Origin of the sequence: Antarcticimicrobium sp. (genome assembly GCF_029212575.1) — a bacterium.
In the GTDB taxonomy this organism is placed as follows: domain Bacteria; phylum Pseudomonadota; class Alphaproteobacteria; order Rhodobacterales; family Rhodobacteraceae; genus Antarcticimicrobium.
The window spans coordinates 177,746-196,199 of record NZ_JARGPK010000056.1 but is presented as its reverse complement, the minus strand read 5'-3'; the positions used below and the strand labels follow the sequence as shown (position 1 = coordinate 196,199).

Sequence of the window (18,454 nt, the reverse complement as noted above, 5' to 3'; positions counted from 1 at the left end):
CTGCGCCGCATGGTCGCTGAAATTTCCAATTTCTCCCGCTTGTTTGCCCGAATGAGCTGCGATCTTATGCGGCCATGAGCATCAGGGTTTCACGACGTTGGATTTTGGCGGGTCTGGGCGCGGCGGCGGTTCCGGGCGCCGTTTCCGGCGGGCCGCCGGCGGCCTCGCTGCGGCCAAGGATGCGCGGTGCCGATTTCACCGTGCGTGTCACCGGCGGCGCCGAGGCGCTGATCGCGCGGTTCGGCCTGCCCGGCGAGGTGGCCTGTACGGTGGCCGACGTCAAGACCGGCAAGCGACTGGATTCGATCCGGGGTGCTGCGGGGATGCCGCCGGCGAGTGTTGCCAAGATCGTGACTTCGCTCTACGCGCTGGACCGGCTAGGGGCGGGGCATCGCTTTGTCACCCGCGTGATTGCGGCGGGGCCGGTGAGCAACGGCGTGGTGCAGGGTGATCTGGTGCTGGCCGGGGGCGGCGATCCGACGCTGGATACCGACGGGCTGGCCGATCTTGCGGCGCAGATGAAACGGGCCGGAATCCGCGAGGTGCGCGGGCGGTTGCTGGTCTACGACGGGGCGTTGCCCTATGCGCGCAGCATCGACGGCACCCAGCCCGATCACCTGGGCTACAGCCCGGCGGTGTCGGGGATCGCGCTGAATTACAACCGGGTGCATTTCCAGTGGACGCAGGGCGCCAAGGGCTATGCTGTGGCGATGGATGCACGCAGCGAGCGGTATCGTCCGGCGGTCGAGATGGCGCGGATGCGCGTCGCCAACCGGCGGTTGCCGGTCTATACCTACCGCGACCAGAACGGTATCGACGACTGGACCGTGGCGAGCACGGCGCTGGGCAAGGGCGGGTCGCGCTGGCTGCCGGTGCGCAAGCCGGCGCTTTACGCCGGCGACGTGTTCCGCACCATGGCGCGGGCGCATGGGATCGTGCTGCGCCCGGCGGAGGTGACGGACCGGCTGTCCGGCGGCACCGAAGTGGCGCGCCAGACCAGTGCGCCGCTGCGCGAGGTCCTGCGGCTGATGCTGAAGTATTCCAACAACCTGACCGCCGAGATGGTCGGAATGAGCGCCACTGCCGCGGGGGGTGCTGCGCCGCGCTCGCTGCGCGCCTCGGCCGAGGAGATGAGCCGCTGGGCCGGGCGGGAGCTGGGCATGGGCGCGACCCGGCTGGTGGACCACTCGGGGCTGAGCGATGCCTCGCGGATGACGCCGGACGATCTGGTGACGGCGCTGGTGGCGGTACGGCGGCAGGGGGTCCTGCGGCCTTTGCTGAAGCCGTTCCCGATGCGCGATGCGCGCGGCAATCTGATCAAGAACCACCCGATCCGGGTCGATGCCAAGACCGGGACGCTGTATTTCGTATCCGGGCTGGGCGGGTTCCTGACCGCGCCGGACGGCACCGAGCTGGCCTTTGCGATCTTTACCGCCGACCTGCAGAGCCGGGCGCGCAGCAAGCGCGCCGAGGAGGAGGTGCCGCAGGGCGCGCGCCCGTGGAACCGCAAGTCGAAGCAGCTGCAGCAGAAACTGATCGAGCGTTGGGGCGCGGCCCATCGGGGGTGACCGGGCCAATGGCCCGGAGCACTCAGGTCAGGTGGCGGGCGCGGGCGCCGCGTTCGATGGCGGCGGCGTGCAGCCGGTCGAGGTTCAGCTCATACCGGATTTCCTCGAGCAGGCGCAGTTCCGCCGCGGCCAGCTTGCCGTCGGCGGCGGCCACGTCGCAGGCCAGCGCATAGGCGGTTTCATGCAATCGTTCGGGCAGGTCGTCGCGAATGAGGCCGAACAGGGCATCCAGCCCGTCCTCCTGCTCGAACAGGTCGAACACCATCTGCGACACCACGTTCATGCGGTCGATGTCATAGCCGGCGAAGACCGGCAGGTGATTGACCGCCGACTGGATCTTGACCAGTTCGGCGGTGCGGATGTTCTCGTCGGAGGCGGAAACGGCGATCATCAGGGCGACGAGGCAGTCTTGCGCGCTGAGCACATGTTGGTCTGGGCTGGTCACGGGGAACGCTCCTTTGGCTTGCGCATGTTGCGGTGCAGAATATTGACGCGCCTGCGGCAGCACAATAGGTAGCGGCGCATGGTCGCGCGCCCGATGCGCGGCGTTGACCCTTCGGAGAATGACATGTCGGAATTGCGCGAAGCCGCCCTGCAATCGAAAGCCTGGCCTTTTGAAGAAGCGCGCCGCGTGCTCAAGCGCTATCAGAAGACTCCGCCGGAAAAGGGATATGTGCTGTTCGAGACCGGCTATGGCCCCAGCGGCTTGCCGCATATCGGCACCTTTGGCGAGGTGCTGCGCACCACGATGATCCGCCGCGCCTTCGAGGCGATCAGCGACATTCCCACCCGGATGATCTGTTTTTCCGACGATCTGGACGGGATGCGCAAGGTGCCGGGCAACGTGCCGGACCAGGAGATGCTGAAAGAGCATCTGCAAAAGCCGCTGACCAGCGTACCGGACCCGTTCGGCACCCACGAGAGTTTTGGCGCGCACAACAACGCCATGCTGCGGCGGTTCCTCGATACTTTCGGGTTCGAGTATGATTTCTACTCGGCGACCGAATTCTACAAGTCGGGGCAGTTCGACGAGGTGCTGAAGCGCGCGGTCGAGAAATACGACGAGGTGATGAAGGTCATGCTGAAATCGCTCCGGGAGGAGCGGGCGGCGACCTATTCGATCTTCCTGCCGATCCACCCGGAGACGGGCCGTGTGCTTTACGTGCCGATGAAGGAGGTGAACGCGAAGGATTACACCATCACCTTTGACGACGAGGACGGCAAGGAATGGACCCTGCCGGTCACCGGCGGCAACGTGAAACTGCAATGGAAGCCGGATTTCGGCGCCCGCTGGGCGGCGCTGGGCGTGGATTTCGAGATGTACGGCAAGGACCATTCGACCAATACGCCGATCTATGACCGGATCTGCGAGATCCTGGGCCAGCGCAAGCCCGAGCATTTCACCTATGAGCTGTTCCTGGACGAGACCGGGCAGAAGATATCGAAATCCTCGGGCAACGGGATCAGCATCGACGAATGGCTGAGCTATGCCAGCACCGAGAGCCTGAGCTATTTCATGTATCTCAAGCCGAAGACGGCCAAGCGGCTGTATTTCGACGTGATCCCCAAGGCGGTGGACGAGTATCACCAGCAGTTGCGCGCCTATGCCGGGCAGGACCTGAAGGCGCGGCTGAACAACCCGATCTGGCATATCCACGGCGGCGCGGTGCCGGTCTCGACACTGGTGGTGCCCTTTGCAATGCTGCTGAACCTGGCCTCGGTCGCCTCGGCGCATGACAAGGAGACCCTTTGGGGGTTCATCCGCCGCTATGTGCCCGAGGCGACGCCCGAGTCGCATCCCGATCTGGACGCCGCCGCGGGATTCGCGGTGAAGTATTACGAGGATTTCGTGCGGCCGCACCGGGTGTACCGGGCGCCGAGCGAGTTGGAGCGCGCGGCGCTGCTGGAGTTGCGCGACGCGCTGGCCGGCTACGACGGGCCGGTCGAGGACGAGGCGCTGCAATCGGTGGTCTACGCAGTGGGCCGAGAGAAGTTCGACCCGCTGCGTGCCTGGTTCACCGCGCTTTACGAGGTGCTTCTGGGGGCGTCCCAGGGGCCGCGCTTTGGCGGGTTCATCGCGCTTTACGGCGTCGCGGAGACCGTGGCGCTGATCGACAAGGCGCTGGTAGGCGAGCTGACCTGAGCGCGGAGGGCTTCAGCCCGCGGTTTTCCGGAGCGTCGGCTGGCGGTGGCGGGCTGAAGCCCGCCCTACGGGGGCGATTGCGGGTTCATCGCGCTTTACGGCGGCGCGGAGACCATGCCGCTGATCGACAAGGCGCTGGCGGGCGAATTGGCGTGAGGGGCGTAGGGCGGGCTTCAGCCCGCGGTTTTCCTGAGTGTCGGTTGGCGGTGGCGGGCTGAAGCCCGCCCTACGGGGAAAGTGTGGGTTCAGTCCTTGTGGCGGTGCGGACCTGAGCGATCGACGCGGTGGAGATTCTGAGGATGCCCGAAGGTAGCGCCTGAAGCCAGGTGCCCCCGCCCGCCCCCTGTTCTGCCGTGTTGCCGCGCGGCGCGCCTGCGCGCGGTGGTCTCAGCCGGTGTTAACTCCGCCGGGATACCCGTTTGCGCCGACCGGAACGGCCCGGCGCGGGGCGAAGAAAAGGGGTGTCTCATGAACAAGGCGATTACCGAGGGCGTGGTGCTGATGCCTCCGAGTTTTGCGGAGGGGCTGGACCAGTGGTCGAGCGGCAACGGCACGCCGGGCTCGGACACATACGACGGGGCGGTGAACGCGGCGCTGGTGGCGGCGGACCAGGATTTCGCCGGCTGTCTGGAGTTGCAGAAGACCGACACCACGCAAAAGCTGCGTTCCATGGGCAAGACGCCGCTGTTGCCGGGTTGCTACCTGCAGATCATCGTGCGGATCAAGGCGATGAGCGGTGCGCTGCCGACGGTGCGCATTGCCGGCTGGGCCGGCGATTCCGCGGACAATCACGTGGGCGGCGTGACCGAGACCGCGGCGGCCACCACCCTGACCAGCTATGGCGAGGTGGTGGAGCTGCGCGCCATCGTCGGCACCGGCGATCGCGGCGGGGTCGATATGGTCTGGGGCGTGGCAGCCGAATACGGGCATTTCGGACTGGACCTGACCGGGGCCAACGGCGGGGTGGTGCGCATCGACGATGTCGAGATCAACGACATCACCGGCGTGTTCCTGCGCGACATGCTGAGCCAGGTGGACGTGCGCGATTACGGTGCGCTGGGCGACGGGGTGAGCGATGACAGCGCCGCCTTTGACGCCGCCGATGCCGATGCCGACGGGCGCCGGGTGTTCGTGCCGGCGGGGGTCTATCACCTGGGTTCGTCCGTGACGCTGGACTCCGAGGTGGCCTTCGAGGGCACGGTGACGATGCCCGACGACAAGATGCTGCTCTTGACCAAGAGTTTCGATCTGCCGCACTACATCGATGCCTTCGGCGACGAGGAGCTGGCCTTTCGCAAGGCGTTCCAGGCACTGCTGAACAACGCCGATCACGAGAGCCTCGACATGGGCGGGCGCAAGGTGACGGTGACCGGCCCGATCGACCTGCAGGCGGCGGTGCCCAACAAGGGCAGCTATTCCACCCGGCGGGTGGTCCGCAACGGCCAGCTGGAGGCCAGCCCGGGCGCGGCCTGGGACACCGATGTTGTCACCTCTCAGGCGAGTTACAGCCTGTCGGACCCCAAGAAGCTGACCGGGGTGAACAACGTGGCCAATGTGCCGGTTGGGGCGCTGGTCGAGGGCGTGGGCGTGGGGCGCGAGGTTTACGTGACCGACAAGAAGACCGGCGCGCAGGAGATCACCCTGAGCGGGCCGCTTTACGACGCGGTGGGCACGCAGAATTTCACCTTTCGCGATTTCAAGTACCTGCTGGATTTCAGCGGGTTCACCAACCTGAGCAAGTTCTCACTCTCGGATCTGGAGGTGCAGTGCGAGGGGGTGTGCAGCGGCATCCGGCTGGCGGTGACCGGGGTGGCGTTTCACCTGCGCGACTGTTTCATCAGCCGGCCGAAGGATCGCGGCGTGACCTCGATCGGGTCGGGCTGCCAGGGGATGCTGATCGACCGCTGCCAGTTCCTGTCGGACGAGAACGACCTGGACGTGGACGAGCGGACCAGCATCGCGATCAATGCCAATGCCAACGACGTCAAGCTGCGCAACAACCGGGCCGAGAAGTTCCGCCATTTCGCGGTGCTGGCGGGCAGCAACAACGTGGTGATGGCGAACCATTTCTTTCAGGGCGACGGGGTCTCGGGCGGGGTGCGCACGGCCGGGCTGGTGCTGAGCGCGAGCTATTGCAGCTCGACCGTGACCAGCAACTATGTCGACAATTGTTTCATCGAGTGGACCAACGAACACGACCCGAGCCCGGATTTCGTCAGCGGCTTTTCCTTTGCCGCGATGAGCATTGCCGACAACATCTTTCTGTCCGGCGACGTGGCGCCCTGGTTCAGCTATATCGTCGTCAAGCCGCATGGCAGCGGGCATTTCCTGAACGGCGTCAACGTGACCGGCAACATGTTCCGCAGCATCAACGGCACCATCGACCGGGCCGAGCGGGTCGATACCACCTTTTCGGATCTCGATTACACCCGGTTCAAGAACGTGACATTCGCCGGCAATACCTTTCACGCGGTCACCTACCAGGTGATGAACCCGCTGCGGCTGCGCCACAGCGAGGGCAGTGCCGCGGCGACCTGGACGGTGGAGGCGGGCGGTGAATTGCCGTTCGAGGGGCGCGCGCGCGGGGTCGACGGGATCGTGCCGCTGGCGGCAATCAAGACCGGTGGCGGCACGGTGGTGCACGATCTGCCCTATGTCCAGCTTGAACAGGGATCGAAGGGCGACAAGGTCAAGCTGGTGTGGTCCGAGGCGGTCAAGGGTGAGGTGGCGCTGAGCCTGCGCATCGACACCTGAGCCGGATCAGCCGGGCAGGCCCATGTCGGCGGCGGTCAGGCGGAAGGCCTTGCCGAAACCGCCGTTGAGGTGGCCCGCCCGGACCGTGAACAGGGCGAAGGCGAAATCGGCGAAGCCGATATAGAGCCGGGCCTTGGGGTGGTCGCGCAGGTAATGCGCGGCCAGCGCATCGTGGCCTGCGTCGCCCTTGCCGGTGAAACGGGCGTGGGCCTGGAGCGTGAGGCGCGGGTGGGTCAGCGGATCGCCCTTGGGGCCAGGCTCGCCCACCAGAAGCGAACAGGCCGGGTTGGCGCGCAGCGCGCCGGTATGGGCGGCAAGATCGGAGATCAGTGTCAGCGGCGTGCCCTCGGGCGCGCGGCCAAAGGCGACGCGGGTCACCATCGGCGCGCCATCCGCCAGCACCACGGCCAGCGCGGCAAAGCGGGCGCTATCCAGCAGGTCGCGGGCCAACTGGCGGGCCGCGTCGTCGGTGGGGCGGATCGGGTCGGTCATCGGGCCTGTCTAGGGCCGCGGGGGCGCACGGGCAAGCCGGTCAGAACCGGTGCCAGAGCGCGAACTTGATCCCGACGGTATCGCGGCCCGCCGATTTGCGCTCCAGCCCGACCAGCCAGGTGGTATCGTGACCGGTGTCGATCAACACCCCCGGCGCGACCGCCCAGAACAGCGGCTGGCCGGGGATATGCGCGGTCTCCAGTTGCAGGATCGGGCGGATGCGACCGGGGGCGGAGAGGCCGAGCGTGGCGTCGAGCTTGTAGATCGGGGTGCTGTTGCCGAGCCGGCGCTCATACCCGGCGTCGATGGCGTACCAGCCGGCACCGCGGCGGGTGAGGAACCCGCGACCGAGCGACAGCGTCAGCCGGTACATCGGATCCCAGGCCCCGCGCCAGTGATGACCGCCGAGCGCGGCCTCGATCGCCACCCGGGTGTGCGCAGCGGGGCGGCTGAGCGGCAGGCGGGCGAAGAGCAGCGCATGCCCGGCGACGCCCGGCCGTTCGTTGACGTCGATCCCGAGGCTGAGGCGCGGCGACAGTCCGAAATCCGCGTAGACCGACAATTCCCGGCGCGCGTCGGGATCGCCCTGCCGCAGGGTGCCGGAGACCGAAAGAAACCCGCTCCCGGTTTCGCGCATCCAGGCCCCGGCCCCGGCGGGCGGGGCGGTGCAGAGCAGGGCGAACAGCAGCGGGACGAGGCGGCGCATCGCGGGCTCCTTTCCTGGCAGGGTCGGGGAGCAAGGTTAACGAACCGTTATTCACGCTGATTCCGGATTCTCGTTGCGTTGGCGGGCGGCTGCTTTATGCTGCGATGCGGCATGAAGCGGAGGCCCGGATGGCACATGTGATCACGGTGGCGCAGCAAAAGGGCGGTTCGGGCAAGACCACGCTGGCGGTCAACCTCGCGGTCGGATTCGCCCGCGCCGGCAAGTCGGTGGCGCTGATGGATACCGATCCGCAGGGCAGCGCCGGGCGCTGGTTCATGACCCGGCTGGAGGCGCTGGAGGCGGGCGCGGGCGGCGCCCTGGCCGCGACGCCGGAGATCAGTTTTTCCACCGCCTCGGCCTGGGGGGTGAGTTACGAGCTGCGCAAGCTGTCGCAGGCGCATGACATCGTGATCATCGATACCCCGCCCAAGGCCGACAGCGATCTGCGCCCGGCGTTGCGGGCCAGCGATCTGGCGCTGGTGCCGGTGGCCTCGTCGCACCTGGATCTCTGGGCGGTCGAGATGGTGCTTTATCTCGCCACCCGCGAGGAGGTGCCGGCGATGATCGTGATGACCCGCGCGCGCCCGGGCACGCGGCTGTCCGCGGACGTGGCCGAGAAGGCCGGAGAGCTTGAGGCCGAGGTTGCCGAAACGGCGATGGCCAACCGCGTCGTCTATGCCGAGACGCTGGGGCAGGGGCGCGCGGCGCTGGAGGCGCCGAAAGGGCCGGCCCATGACGAGGTGACGCGCCTGGTGCAGGAGGTGCAGACGGCGCTTGATCGGCTGTGATAGGCTGGATTTCGGAGAAGGAGGAGACCATGCCGAGAATTTCCAAGGATGCCAGTGTTCAGACTGTCATCACCACCTTCGAGATGACGCCGGGCACCTGTCAGGACCTGCTGGATGCGCTGACCGCTGCCTATGCCGAGTTTATCTCGAATCAGCCCGGGTTTATCGCCGCCGGGTTGCATGTGAACGATGCCCAGACGCGGATCGCCAATTATTCCCAGTGGGCGCGGCGGGAGGATTTCCAGGCCATGCTGCGCACCCCTGAGATGCGCAAGCGCAACCGCGCCATCAACGAGCTGTGCAAGAGCTTTGAGCCGGTGATGTACGAGGTGGCGGCGGCCTTTGGCTGAGGCGCGCCGGTGCCGATGGGCCGGAGAATGAATTTGATTTCAATCCCGCCTGTTTTCAATACTCTGGGTCGGGACGGGTCAGCGCGCGCGGTGTCGCCGGGGTGCCGGAATGATGTGGATCAAGGCCGGTCCCCGACCGCGCGTCCAGAGTACCCGGGACGTACAGAGGAGAGACAACATGTACCACAACATCCTGATTCCGGTGTCCTTCGATGCCGACCGCGACGTGAGTGCGCCGATGAAGCTGGCCGAGATGCTGAGCACGCCGGAGGCGCAGGTGACGCTGCTGCACGTGGTCGAGCATATTCCGGGGTACGCGATTTCCTACATGCCCGAGGACTACATGGCCGAGGCGCGCCAGGCGATCCAGCAGGAGCTGGAGGATATGGCGGCCAAGCTGCCGAACGCCAGGGCCGTGGTGATCGAGGGGCATTCGGGCCGGTCGATCCTGGAATGGGCCGAGATCAACAAGCCGGACCTGATCATCATCGCCTCGCACCGGCCGGGGATGCAGGATCTGCTGCTGGGCTCGACCGCGGCGCAGGTGGTGCGGCACGCGCAATGCGCGGTGCACGTTGTGCGCTGAGCCGGGTCTCGGATCTGGCAAGAAAGGGAGATTGTCATGAAAACCGCTTTGTCCATGCTGACGGCGTTGGTGCTGGCGACGCCTGCGATGGCCGATCCGGTCGGGATCACCAAGGAGGTGATGGAGGTGGCGGTGCCGTTGCCCGAGGGCGGCAGCGCCACGATCTCGCGCATTCAGGACAACGATAACAAGGTGACGGGCGACTGGGCGCTGACCTCGCGCGCCTGTCCGCCGTTCTGCATTCAGCCGCATGCGCCCGCCGAGGGGGTGACCACCATCGGCGAGCTGGAGCTGATCGCGATGCTGCAGGACCCGGAGGCGGTGGTTGTCGATGGCCGGGTGCGAAGCAATTTCGAGGGCGGCTCGATCCCCGGGGCGATCAACATTCCCTATACCGAGGCTGCCGACCGGCTGGGCGAGCTGGGCTGCGAGATCGATTTCGACGGCTTCGATTGCGAGAATGCCAGGCCGGTGGCGCTGTTCTGCAACGGGCCGTGGTGCGGCCAGTCGCCTGCCGCCGCGCGGCGGATGATCGAGGCGGGCTACCCGGCCGACAAGATCCACTATTACCGTGGCGGCATGCAGGTCTGGCGGATGCTGGGGTTGACGGTGACGCAGTAACCGCGACCCGGCAGGGTGACAGCCGCCTGCGTTTCGGGACCGGGGGGCGATGGCCCTTCCCGGGTTTTGCTGGCGCGGCGCGCTGACCGGCCTTGGATTCCCGGGGCCTTGATTTCATTGGATTTTCCGGGGCAGCGGGTTTTCGCTCAGCCGGCGGCACGCTGTGGATAATTTCGACGCGCGGTCCGTCCGGTACATAAAGAATACAATCTAACCACTGGAAATCAAAAGGTCTTCCTTTGTCGGGCCGGTTTTGTTAATCTTCAAAAAAACAAGAGCAAGGCAGGCAAACAGGCAAATGGAAACGGGCTTTCGTGGCACGTTCGTCATTTCCTGGTCGCAGACAGAGATCGACGGGCTCGATGACCCGCCGGTGAGGGCGCTCAACACGGGCGCGGCATGGTCCTGGCGCGGCGATATCGTGCGCGTGGATGGGCCGAACGGGCTGTTGCGGCTGGGCGGGGCGGACGGAGAGACCGAGATACGCAAACGCGCGGCCCGCACGGTGCGGCGCCTCGTAGGTGCAGCGGTGCGCAATACCACTGACTTGTCGGTCGTCGATGTCGATGATCCGCTGATGGAGCGGTTCTTCGTCGTCACCGACGGCGCGCGCAGCTATAGCGTGACGGTGATCGAGGCCGGGCCGGGGCGCAGGCCGCTGTTGATGTTCCTGAACGAGATGCCGCCGCGCCATAGCGACCTTTGGGTGGTGCGCCATAGCCTGTCCGACCAGGCGCCGCGCCAGGTGGACGAGACCCGTGGCGGGGTCATCTGTTTCACCCCCGGAACCCGGCTGGAAACGCCCCGGGGGGTGCGCCCGGTCGAGCAATTGCGCGAGGGCGACCTGGTGCAGACCCGCGACAGCGGCGCGCAGCCGGTGCTCTGGATCGGCAGCCGGCGGATCACCGGGGCGCGGCTGGAGGTGACGCCGCAGCTTCGCCCGGTGCGCCTGTGCGCCGGCGCGCTGGGGATCGAACGCCCGGATCAGTCGCTGCTGGTCTCGCCCGAACACCGGATGCTGGTGCGGGGAAGGGCGGCGCAGGCGCTGTTCAATACCGACGAGGTGCTGGTGGCCGCGCGCGATCTCGTCAACGGCACCACGGTGATCGAGGATCACGCGGTGCGCGAGGTGACTTACGTGCACCTGCTGCTACCCAACCACGAGATCCTGACCGCGAACGGCGTGGAAACCGAGAGCTTTCACCCCGCCAACGCCGACCTGGGCACGCTGGGCGCGGCCGACCGCGCGCGCCTGTCGGGGCATCTGCCGGAACTGGAGGCCGATCCGCATCTGTACGGCCCCTTCGCGCGGCGCAACCTCAGCCGGTCGGAGGCCGCGATCCTGATGCACGAGGCGGCGTAGAGGCCCCCGGCCCGCCTTGCCGGGGGGTGCCGTGCGCGGAATGCCACATGCCGGCGCGCCGGCAGGCCATCGGCGGCCACCCCGGCGCCGGATCGCACTGTCAGGAAATCAGGGGGTCTGCCCCGGTCCCTTCTCGCGCAGCACCCGCACGACGCCGGCCCGGCCACCCCGCGCCAGTCGCTGGAATCGGCGGTGGTCGAGCCCGTCGAACACCTCTGTCACACCCGACCAGTGTTCATCGAGATCGTCGAGGAAAAGCAAGCCGCCGGGACGGATCAGCCGGGACAACCTGTCGATTTCCCGGCGCAGGTATCCGCTGTTGTGGTTGCCGTCGATCAGCGCGAAATCGAACCGGGTGCCGACCTTCGCGAGATTGGCCAGCACATGCGCCGCGCCGAAACCGTAATAGCTGGCGAATTTCGTGGTTCCGGCGTTTCTGTTGCTGATGTCGGCAATGCCGGTGCGCTCCAGCGTGAACCCTGTCAGCGGTAGCCAGTTGTCCAGAAGGTCGTATCGCGCCATCAGGCCGGTGACGAGATCCTTGGGGTTGTCCATCCCGCGATGGGGCGCGTTGGGGTCGATGCTCATCACGACGGACCCGGCGTGAACGTTGCGCGCGGCATCGGTCAGGTGGGCCAGCGACAGCCCGACGAAATCGCCGATATGCAGGCCGCGTAGCGGACGCCCCTCCTTGCGCAGCCCGGTCAGATACTTCGCGACGAAGTCCAGTTCTTCCTTGGGCATGCTGCCCTGTACGACGTCCTTGGCACTGCCCCGGATAACGCCCGGGCCTTTGCGCAGGGACGCTTGCAGGAACTGCACCGCGTCCTCGTAGCTGAAGTCCCGGCGCTCAAAGTCCCGGTCCCGCTGTTTCCAGCGGTCGGGCGCATAGCGTCGGCTACCGCCCCAGACCAGCGGCCAGGTGGTGCGCTCCGGCACGCGGCCGGTAACACGTCCGAACATCCGCGCGCCCCAAATCAGGAACTTGAGCCTGTACGCTCGATCAGAAAAAGTACTTTGTTCCATAAACTTCTACCCGCCCTGCATCGCTGGCGCCCGCCGTGCCCCGCCGTCTCGACCCTCAACCCCTGCCATGTCAGGCGAAGGTTATCAATCCTGTTGGTGATGACCACCGCATCTCCGGCACGCTCTGGGGCGGTTCGCCGAGATCCTTTGAGCAGCCATGCGTCCGGCGCGGAGGCGGCCGCAACTGAAGACGGGTGCATCGGCATCACGAAAAGCCGACGGACCGCTGTTGACTCCTCCCGCGCCGCCTATATAAGCGCGGCTTCATTGGTGTTGGTGGCCCCCGCAAGGGGACGCCTGTCGGGCTCCGGCCAGAGGACAACGCCCTTCACATCGTCAGAAGGAGATCAGCCGTGACCAAACGCACGTCTGCCAAGTACAAGATCGACCGCCGCATGGGCGAAAACATCTGGGGCCGCCCCAAGTCGCCGGTCAACCGCCGCGAATACGGCCCCGGCCAGCACGGCCAGCGCCGCAAGGGCAAGCTTTCGGATTTCGGCATCCAGCTGCGCGCCAAGCAGAAGCTCAAGGGCTACTATGGCGACCTGACCGAAAAGCAGTTCCGCCGCATCTTCGCCGAGGCCGAGCGGGTCAAGGGCGACACCGGTGAAAACCTGGTCGGCCTGCTGGAGCGTCGCCTCGACGCGGTGGTCTACCGCGCCAAGTTCGTGCCCACCGTCTTTGCCGCGCGCCAGTTCGTGAACCATGGCCATGTGCTGGTCAACGGCAAGCGCGTGAACATCCCCTCTTACCGCGTGAAAGAGGGCGATGTCGTCGAGGTCCGCGAGAAGTCCAAGCAGATGGCGGCGATCCTCGAAGCCACCCAGCTGCCCGAGCGCGACGTGCCCGATTATATCGACGTCGACCACTCCAAATTGACCGCGACCTTCGTGCGCATGCCCAACCTTGGCGATGTGCCTTATCCGGTGATGATGGAACCGCATCTGGTCATCGAATTCTACGCGCAGAACTAATCCGGGCGGTCCGGTTTTCCGGGCCTTCCGCATCTTTCTGCCAAACCATGCGAAGCCGCCCCGACGGGGCGGCTTTTGTCGTTGTGCCTCACAGCGGCAGCGGCCGGCCCTCGGCGATTGCCTCCATCGCGAAATAGGAGGTCACGCTGTCCAGTTCGACGCCCTCGATCAGCCGCCGGTATACCCGGTCATAGCTGGCCATGTCCTGCGTCACCACCTTGAGCTGATAGTCGTAATCGCCCCCGATGCGGTGGAAATCCACCACCTCCGGTATCGTCAGCACGTGCCGGCGAAAGGTCTGCAGCCAGTCGGCCGAATGGTGACGTGTGCGCAGCATGACGAAGACCACGAGATCCAGCCCCAGCCCCTGCCGGTTCACCCGCGCGGTGCTGCCCTGAAGGATGCCGCGCGCGGTCAGCTGCTTCAGCCGCCGCCAGCAGGCGTTCTGCGAAATGCCCACCCGGTCGGCAAGGTCGCGTTGCGACAGGCCCGCGTCGGCCTGAAGCGCCCGAAGCAAGGCGCGGTCGATATGATCGGTATTTCCCGGCATTTCAGATCATATGACACAAATATTTTTCGAATAATGCAATATATGGTGAACATTTTTCCATTTTGGCGGGTGAGGATCGGTGCATCAATCGTGAGGTGACCGATGTTCTTCGATCCGCTGAAATCCGCGCTGGTCGCGCAGGCCGCCGATGACACCCTGCGCGACGGGGTGATCGGCGAGGGCATGCGAATCCCCGGCCTGGGCGGCGAGGTGCCGCTGGTTTACGCCGATTACACCGCATCGGGCCGCGCCATGCGGCAGGTCGAGGATTTCGTCGCCGAGCGGGTCCTGCCGTTCTATGCCAACAGTCATACCGAGGCCTCTTACTGCGGATCCTACATCACTCGGCTCCGGGCAGAGGCCCGCGCCGAGATCGCCCGGCTGGTCGGCGCCACGGAAGACGATGCGGTGATTTTCGCCGGATCGGGCGCCACGGCGGGGTTGAACCGGCTGGTCAGTCTTTGGGGAGTGAACGAGGCTGACCGGCCGGTGGTTTTTATCGGACCCTATGAACATCATTCCAACATCCTGCCCTGGCGCGAAAGCCGCGCCGAGGTCATCGAGATCGCCGAGGCGCCGGGTGGCGGCGTCGACCTGGATGATCTGCGCGCGCAGCTGGCGGAGCATGTCGGCAGCGATCTGAAGATCGGTGCCTTTTCCGCGGCCTCCAACGTCACGGGGATTGTCACTGATCCTGATCCGGTGACCCGCCTGCTGCGGGCCAACGGGGCCTTGTCGGTGTGGGATTACGCCGGTGGCGGGCCGTATCTGCCGATCGACATGGGGGGTAACGGGGCCGCGCCCAAGGGCGCGATCGTGGTCTCGCCGCACAAGTTTCCCGGCGGGCCCGGCGCCTCGGGCATGTTGGTGGTGAACCGGGCCACGGTACGGCGGCGCGCACCAAGCGCGCCGGGCGGCGGAACCGTCAGCTTTGTCTCGCCCTGGGGGCACAGCTATGCCGATGACCTTGTCGCGCGCGAAGAGGCGGGAACGCCCAACGTGATCGGCGACATTCGCGCTGCGCTGGCCTTTCTGGTCAAGGCGGCGGTCGGGGAAGAGGAGATCGCGGCGCGCGAGGTCCGCTATTCCGACATCGCCCGGGCCGGGTGGGGCGGCAACCCGCATCTCGACCTGCTTGGTTCTCAGCAGGCGCCGCGCCTGCCGATCTATTCCTTTCGGGTGATGGGGCCGGATGGCGTGCCGGTGCATCACCAGCTGTTCACCCGGATGCTCAGCGATATCTACGGCATTCAGGCGCGCGGCGGTTGCGCCTGCGCCGGGCCCTACGGGCATCGGCTGCTGGGGATCGGCCGGCCGGAGTCCGAGGCGATGGAGGCCGATATGCGCGTGGGACGGGAGCTTTCGAAACCCGGCTGGGTGCGCCTCAACCTCTCCTACATGATGTCGGAGGAGACCGTGCGCTATATCGTCGACAGCGTGGCCGATCTGGCAATGCGGGCGCCGCGCCATGCCGCGCTTTATGACGTGGACCGGGGAAGGGCGCAGTTCCGCCTGCGCGGCGCCACCGCGGCGTGAGCATTGCCGCTTTTCTCTCACCGGTGTGAACGATAGAACGGGGCCCAGCAAGGAGCCCTGGAATGAGCAAGATCACACCGCAACCCGGCATCATGGACATCGCTCTTTACGTAGGCGGCAAGGCCACCATTGCCGGGCGGCATGACGTGCTCAAGCTGTCCTCGAACGAGAATCCGCTGGGCGCGCCGCCCTCGGCGCAGGCGGCCCTGGCCGAGGCCGCAAAGACCCTGCACCGCTATCCCTCGACCGATCATGCCGAGCTGCGGCAGGCGATCGGCGAGGTTCACGGGCTCGACCCGGCGCGTATCATCTGCGGGGTCGGCTCGGACGAGGTGCTGCAATTCGTCTGCCTGGCGTTCTCAGGCCCGGGCGACGAGATCATCCACACCGAACACGGGTTCTCCATGTACCCGGTTCTGATCCACATGGCCGGGGCGACGCCGGTCTGCGTGCCCGAGGCCGCGCGGGTGGTCGATGTCGACGCGATCCTTGCGGCGGTGAGCGACAGGACGCGGATCGTGCTGCTGACCAACCCGGGCAACCCGACCGGAACGATCCTTCCCGAGGGGGAGCTTGACCGGCTGGCCGACGGCCTGCCCGCGCATGTGCTGCTGGTGATCGACGGCGCCTATACCGAATACGCCGAAGGATACGACGGCGGCGCGGCGCTGGCCGGGGCGCGGCCCAACGTGATCATGACGCGCACCTTTTCCAAGGTTTACGGGCTGGGCGGGCTGCGGATCGGCTGGGGGTACGGGCCCGGGGAGCTGATCGAGGTGATGACCCGGATCCGCCAGCCCTTCAACCTGTCAGGCGTGCAACTGGCGACGGCCGAGGCGGCGGTGCGCGACCGCGACTGGGTCGAGAGCTGTGCCGCGCTCAACGCGGGACAGCGGGCACGGCTGGTCGGCGCGATCCGGCAGCTGGGCGTGGCCTGCGACGACAGCCACACCAATTTTGTGCTGGCCCGTTTCGCCGGTGCCGAGGAGGCGGCGGCGGTCGACCGGGCGTTTCAGGACGACGGGATCATCGTTCGTAGGGTCACGGGCTATGGTTTTCCCGAGGCGCTCCGCATCACCGTGGGCGACGAGGACCAGACCGGGCGCGTGATCGCGACCCTGACCAAGTGGCGGGAACAGGCATGAGCGACGCACCGATCTATGACCGCGTCGCCCTGATCGGGCTGGGGCTGATCGCCTCGTCGATGTTCTGGGCGATGAAACGCACCGGGCTGGCGGGCGAGGTGACCGGCTATGCCCGCAGCCAGGCCACCCGGGAGACCGCCCGCCGGATCGGGTTGTGCGATCGGGTCTGCGACAGCGCGACCGAGGCGGTTGAGGGCGCCGACCTTGTGGTTCTGGCGGTGCCGGTGGGCGCGATGGGCGGGGTCGCACAGGAGATTTCCGCCGCGCTGAAGCCCGGCTGCACGGTCACCGATGTTGGCTCGGTCAAGAAACACGTGATCGACACGGTCACGCCCGAACTGCCCGAGGGGGTGCATTTCATCCCCGGCCACCCGCTGGCAGGGACCGAGCATTCCGGCCCCGAAAGCGGCTTTGCCGAATTGTTCGACAACCGCTGGTGCCTGCTGGTGCCGGTCGACAGCGGCTCGTCCGAACAGGTGGCGCAATTGCGCGCCCTGTGGGAGGGGATGGGCGCCCATGTCGACGAGATGGACGCCGAGCATCACGACCTGGTGCTGGCGGTGACCAGCCACGCGCCGCACCTGATCGCCTATACGATGGTGGGCGTGGCCGACGATCTGCGCCGGGTTACCGACAGCGAGGTGATCAAGTATTCCGCCGCGGGTTTTCGCGATTTCACCCGCATCGCGGCCAGCGACCCCACCATGTGGCGCGACGTCTTCCTGACCAACAAGGACGCGACGCTGGAGATCCTCGGCCGTTTCACCGAGGAACTGTTCGCGTTGCAGCGCGCCATCCGCACCGGCGACGGGCAGCATCTGTTCGACTATTTCACCCGGACCCGCGCCATCCGGCGCGGTATCATCGAGGCGGGGCAGGATACCGACGCGCCCGATTTCGGCCGCGCCAAAAGGGCCACGAAATGATCGGCGGGCGGCTGGCCCTGGTGCTGGGCCTGTCGCTTCTGGCGTTGCCCGCCATCGCCCGCGCGCCGCATCATTCCCCGCGCCCGCTGGCGCGCGGCAGCTCCACCGACCTATCGACTGCGGCGATCACGCCGAGATTGCGTCCCAAGCCGCGCGCCGCGGTAACGGCGGCGGCAGGCGGTCCGCCGGAGGCGCACCAGCCGCCAAGACCGCGCCCGCCCTCGCCACAGGTCGCCAGCGCGGCGGTGCGCCCGGCCGGCCTTCCGTTTCTTGGCCCCGAAACCTCTCCTATGCCGCTGGCGCGCCCCGAGGGGCTGGAGGAAAAGGTCTTTCTGAAGAAACTCAAGCGGCGCAAGGGCTCGGTCTGCGGCGACATCGACATCCAGGGCGAGCCTGTTGGGCGGGTGCCGGGCAAGCTGCGCGGCTGCGGTATCGAGGACGCGGTGCGCGTGCGCGAAGTGGCCGGGGTGCGGCTGAGCCAGCAGGCCATCATGACCTGCGACACCGCCCGCGCGCTGAACACCTGGGTTGAGCGCGGGGTGAAGCCGGCCTTTCGCCGCCGCGGCCCGGTGGTGGAACTGCGGGTGGCCGCCCATTACGCCTGCCGCACCCGCAACAACAAGCGCGGCGCGAAGATATCCGAGCATGGAAAGGGACGGGCGATCGACATCTCGGCCTTTGTCATGAAGGACGGCGAGGTGATCACCGTGCGTGAAGGCTGGGGGCAGGGCACCACGCTGCGGCCGCTGCGCGATGTCTGGAAGGCCGCCTGCGGCCCGTTCGGCACCGTGCTGGGCCCGCAGGCCGACCGCTATCACCGCGATCATTTCCACGTCGATACCGCGCGCTATCGCAGCGGCCCCTATTGCCACTGAACCGGTCTTTTTCCCGCCGCGGATTTCGGATAGAGCGCCGGCATCAGATTA

Annotated in this window: 18 protein-coding genes; 13 read left to right on the top strand and 5 right to left on the bottom strand. The window is 66.8% G+C overall.

What is annotated here, in order from left to right; genetic code table 11:
* Positions 1–74 precede the first annotated feature (74 nt).
* On the top strand, positions 75–1,568 hold the full coding sequence (gene dacB / locus P1U75_RS13180) for a D-alanyl-D-alanine carboxypeptidase/D-alanyl-D-alanine-endopeptidase (RefSeq protein ID WP_300244140.1): 1,494 nt from the start codon (positions 75–77) through the stop codon (positions 1,566–1,568).
* A gap of 22 nt (positions 1,569–1,590) precedes the next feature.
* Here dacB and P1U75_RS13175 read toward each other — a convergent pair whose 3' ends face one another.
* Positions 1,591–1,959 carry a tellurite resistance TerB family protein gene (locus P1U75_RS13175; RefSeq protein WP_300244307.1) on the bottom strand — a complete coding sequence of 123 codons (369 nt, stop codon included), beginning with the start codon at positions 1,957–1,959 and terminating at the stop codon, positions 1,591–1,593.
* A 177-nt stretch (positions 1,960–2,136) separates the two neighbouring features.
* On the opposite strand from P1U75_RS13175, the gene P1U75_RS13170 reads away from it, so the two are divergent.
* Together P1U75_RS13170 and P1U75_RS13165 are read left to right on the top strand one after the other, a co-directional pair.
* Positions 2,137–3,711 (top strand): lysine--tRNA ligase, encoded by a 1,575-nt coding sequence (locus P1U75_RS13170; RefSeq protein ID WP_300244138.1) that lies wholly within the window; start codon positions 2,137–2,139, stop codon positions 3,709–3,711.
* 468 nt (positions 3,712–4,179) lie between these two features.
* Positions 4,180–6,465 carry a glycosyl hydrolase family 28-related protein gene (locus P1U75_RS13165; protein WP_300244136.1) on the top strand — a complete coding sequence of 762 codons (2,286 nt, stop codon included), beginning with the start codon at positions 4,180–4,182 and terminating at the stop codon, positions 6,463–6,465.
* Positions 6,466–6,471: 6 nt separating this feature from the next.
* On the opposite strand, the gene P1U75_RS13160 is transcribed toward P1U75_RS13165, so the two are convergent.
* Positions 6,472–6,957, bottom strand: coding sequence for a pyridoxamine 5'-phosphate oxidase family protein (locus tag P1U75_RS13160; protein ID WP_300244134.1), 486 nt, complete (start codon positions 6,955–6,957; stop codon positions 6,472–6,474).
* A 40-nt stretch (positions 6,958–6,997) separates the two neighbouring features.
* Positions 6,998–7,663: a hypothetical protein gene (locus P1U75_RS13155; protein ID WP_300244132.1), complete on the bottom strand. Its 666-nt coding sequence runs from the start codon at positions 7,661–7,663 to the stop codon at positions 6,998–7,000.
* Between the two features lie 128 nt (positions 7,664–7,791).
* On the opposite strand from P1U75_RS13155, the gene parA reads away from it, so the two are divergent.
* The 5 genes from parA to P1U75_RS13130 all read left to right on the top strand — a co-directional run bounded on the left by parA (position 7,792) and on the right by P1U75_RS13130 (position 11,371).
* On the top strand, positions 7,792–8,451 hold the full coding sequence (gene parA, locus P1U75_RS13150) for a ParA family partition ATPase (RefSeq protein WP_300244130.1): 660 nt from the start codon (positions 7,792–7,794) through the stop codon (positions 8,449–8,451).
* A gap of 29 nt (positions 8,452–8,480) precedes the next feature.
* Positions 8,481–8,801 (top strand): antibiotic biosynthesis monooxygenase family protein, encoded by a 321-nt coding sequence (locus P1U75_RS13145; protein ID WP_300244128.1) that lies wholly within the window; start codon positions 8,481–8,483, stop codon positions 8,799–8,801.
* 178 nt (positions 8,802–8,979) lie between these two features.
* Positions 8,980–9,387: a universal stress protein gene (locus tag P1U75_RS13140; protein WP_300244125.1), complete on the top strand. Its 408-nt coding sequence runs from the start codon at positions 8,980–8,982 to the stop codon at positions 9,385–9,387.
* A 36-nt stretch (positions 9,388–9,423) separates the two neighbouring features.
* The gene (locus P1U75_RS13135; RefSeq protein ID WP_300244123.1) at positions 9,424–10,008 is read left to right on the top strand and encodes a rhodanese-like domain-containing protein; all 585 of its coding nucleotides are present in this window, start codon (positions 9,424–9,426) and stop codon (positions 10,006–10,008) included.
* 298 nt (positions 10,009–10,306) lie between these two features.
* Positions 10,307–11,371 (top strand): Hint domain-containing protein, encoded by a 1,065-nt coding sequence (locus P1U75_RS13130; RefSeq protein ID WP_300244121.1) that lies wholly within the window; start codon positions 10,307–10,309, stop codon positions 11,369–11,371.
* A 108-nt stretch (positions 11,372–11,479) separates the two neighbouring features.
* Here P1U75_RS13130 and P1U75_RS13125 read toward each other — a convergent pair whose 3' ends face one another.
* Positions 11,480–12,334: a class I SAM-dependent methyltransferase gene (locus tag P1U75_RS13125; protein WP_300244119.1), complete on the bottom strand. Its 855-nt coding sequence runs from the start codon at positions 12,332–12,334 to the stop codon at positions 11,480–11,482.
* Between the two features lie 416 nt (positions 12,335–12,750).
* Between P1U75_RS13125 and rpsD the strand changes: the two genes are divergently transcribed.
* Positions 12,751–13,371, top strand: a complete 621-nt coding sequence (gene rpsD, locus P1U75_RS13120) for a 30S ribosomal protein S4 (RefSeq protein WP_300244116.1) — start codon at positions 12,751–12,753, stop codon at positions 13,369–13,371.
* Between the two features lie 88 nt (positions 13,372–13,459).
* On the opposite strand, the gene P1U75_RS13115 is transcribed toward rpsD, so the two are convergent.
* On the bottom strand, positions 13,460–13,921 hold the full coding sequence (locus P1U75_RS13115) for an Lrp/AsnC family transcriptional regulator (RefSeq protein ID WP_300244113.1): 462 nt from the start codon (positions 13,919–13,921) through the stop codon (positions 13,460–13,462).
* Positions 13,922–14,023: 102 nt separating this feature from the next.
* Here P1U75_RS13115 and P1U75_RS13110 point away from each other — a divergent pair, with 102 nt between their 5' ends.
* From P1U75_RS13110 to P1U75_RS13095, 4 genes are all read left to right on the top strand, one after another.
* Positions 14,024–15,457, top strand: coding sequence for an aminotransferase class V-fold PLP-dependent enzyme (locus P1U75_RS13110; protein ID WP_300244111.1), 1,434 nt, complete (start codon positions 14,024–14,026; stop codon positions 15,455–15,457).
* A gap of 62 nt (positions 15,458–15,519) precedes the next feature.
* Positions 15,520–16,602: a histidinol-phosphate transaminase gene (gene hisC, locus P1U75_RS13105; protein ID WP_300244109.1), complete on the top strand. Its 1,083-nt coding sequence runs from the start codon at positions 15,520–15,522 to the stop codon at positions 16,600–16,602.
* The gene (locus P1U75_RS13100; protein WP_300244106.1) at positions 16,599–17,528 is read left to right on the top strand and encodes a prephenate/arogenate dehydrogenase family protein; all 930 of its coding nucleotides are present in this window, start codon (positions 16,599–16,601) and stop codon (positions 17,526–17,528) included. Before hisC ends, P1U75_RS13100 begins: the two co-directional genes overlap by 4 nt.
* Positions 17,525–18,403, top strand: coding sequence for an extensin family protein (locus tag P1U75_RS13095; protein ID WP_300244103.1), 879 nt, complete (start codon positions 17,525–17,527; stop codon positions 18,401–18,403). Before P1U75_RS13100 ends, P1U75_RS13095 begins: the two co-directional genes overlap by 4 nt.
* The last annotated feature ends 51 nt before the right edge of the window (positions 18,404–18,454 follow it).

What these genes read in the sequence shown, in the direction of transcription:
- P1U75_RS13170 (WP_300244138.1), top strand. Translation starts at nt 2,137, where the DNA reads ATGTCGGAATTGCGCGAAGCCGCCCTGCAATCGAAAGCCTGGCCTTTT.
- P1U75_RS13110 (WP_300244111.1), top strand. Translation starts at nt 14,024, where the DNA reads ATGTTCTTCGATCCGCTGAAATCCGCGCTGGTCGCGCAGGCCGCCGAT.
- P1U75_RS13125 (WP_300244119.1), bottom strand. Translation starts at nt 12,334, where the DNA reads ATGTTCGGACGTGTTACCGGCCGCGTGCCGGAGCGCACCACCTGGCCG.
- hisC (WP_300244109.1), top strand. Translation starts at nt 15,520, where the DNA reads ATGAGCAAGATCACACCGCAACCCGGCATCATGGACATCGCTCTTTAC.
- P1U75_RS13145 (WP_300244128.1), top strand. Translation starts at nt 8,481, where the DNA reads ATGCCGAGAATTTCCAAGGATGCCAGTGTTCAGACTGTCATCACCACC.
- P1U75_RS13095 (WP_300244103.1), top strand. Translation starts at nt 17,525, where the DNA reads ATGATCGGCGGGCGGCTGGCCCTGGTGCTGGGCCTGTCGCTTCTGGCG.
- P1U75_RS13135 (WP_300244123.1), top strand. Translation starts at nt 9,424, where the DNA reads ATGAAAACCGCTTTGTCCATGCTGACGGCGTTGGTGCTGGCGACGCCT.
- P1U75_RS13175 (WP_300244307.1), bottom strand. Translation starts at nt 1,959, where the DNA reads ATGATCGCCGTTTCCGCCTCCGACGAGAACATCCGCACCGCCGAACTG.
- P1U75_RS13130 (WP_300244121.1), top strand. Translation starts at nt 10,307, where the DNA reads ATGGAAACGGGCTTTCGTGGCACGTTCGTCATTTCCTGGTCGCAGACA.
- parA (WP_300244130.1), top strand. Translation starts at nt 7,792, where the DNA reads ATGGCACATGTGATCACGGTGGCGCAGCAAAAGGGCGGTTCGGGCAAG.
- P1U75_RS13160 (WP_300244134.1), bottom strand. Translation starts at nt 6,957, where the DNA reads ATGACCGACCCGATCCGCCCCACCGACGACGCGGCCCGCCAGTTGGCC.
- P1U75_RS13115 (WP_300244113.1), bottom strand. Translation starts at nt 13,921, where the DNA reads ATGCCGGGAAATACCGATCATATCGACCGCGCCTTGCTTCGGGCGCTT.
- dacB (WP_300244140.1), top strand. Translation starts at nt 75, where the DNA reads ATGAGCATCAGGGTTTCACGACGTTGGATTTTGGCGGGTCTGGGCGCG.
- P1U75_RS13165 (WP_300244136.1), top strand. Translation starts at nt 4,180, where the DNA reads ATGAACAAGGCGATTACCGAGGGCGTGGTGCTGATGCCTCCGAGTTTT.
- P1U75_RS13100 (WP_300244106.1), top strand. Translation starts at nt 16,599, where the DNA reads ATGAGCGACGCACCGATCTATGACCGCGTCGCCCTGATCGGGCTGGGG.
- P1U75_RS13140 (WP_300244125.1), top strand. Translation starts at nt 8,980, where the DNA reads ATGTACCACAACATCCTGATTCCGGTGTCCTTCGATGCCGACCGCGAC.
- P1U75_RS13155 (WP_300244132.1), bottom strand. Translation starts at nt 7,663, where the DNA reads ATGCGCCGCCTCGTCCCGCTGCTGTTCGCCCTGCTCTGCACCGCCCCG.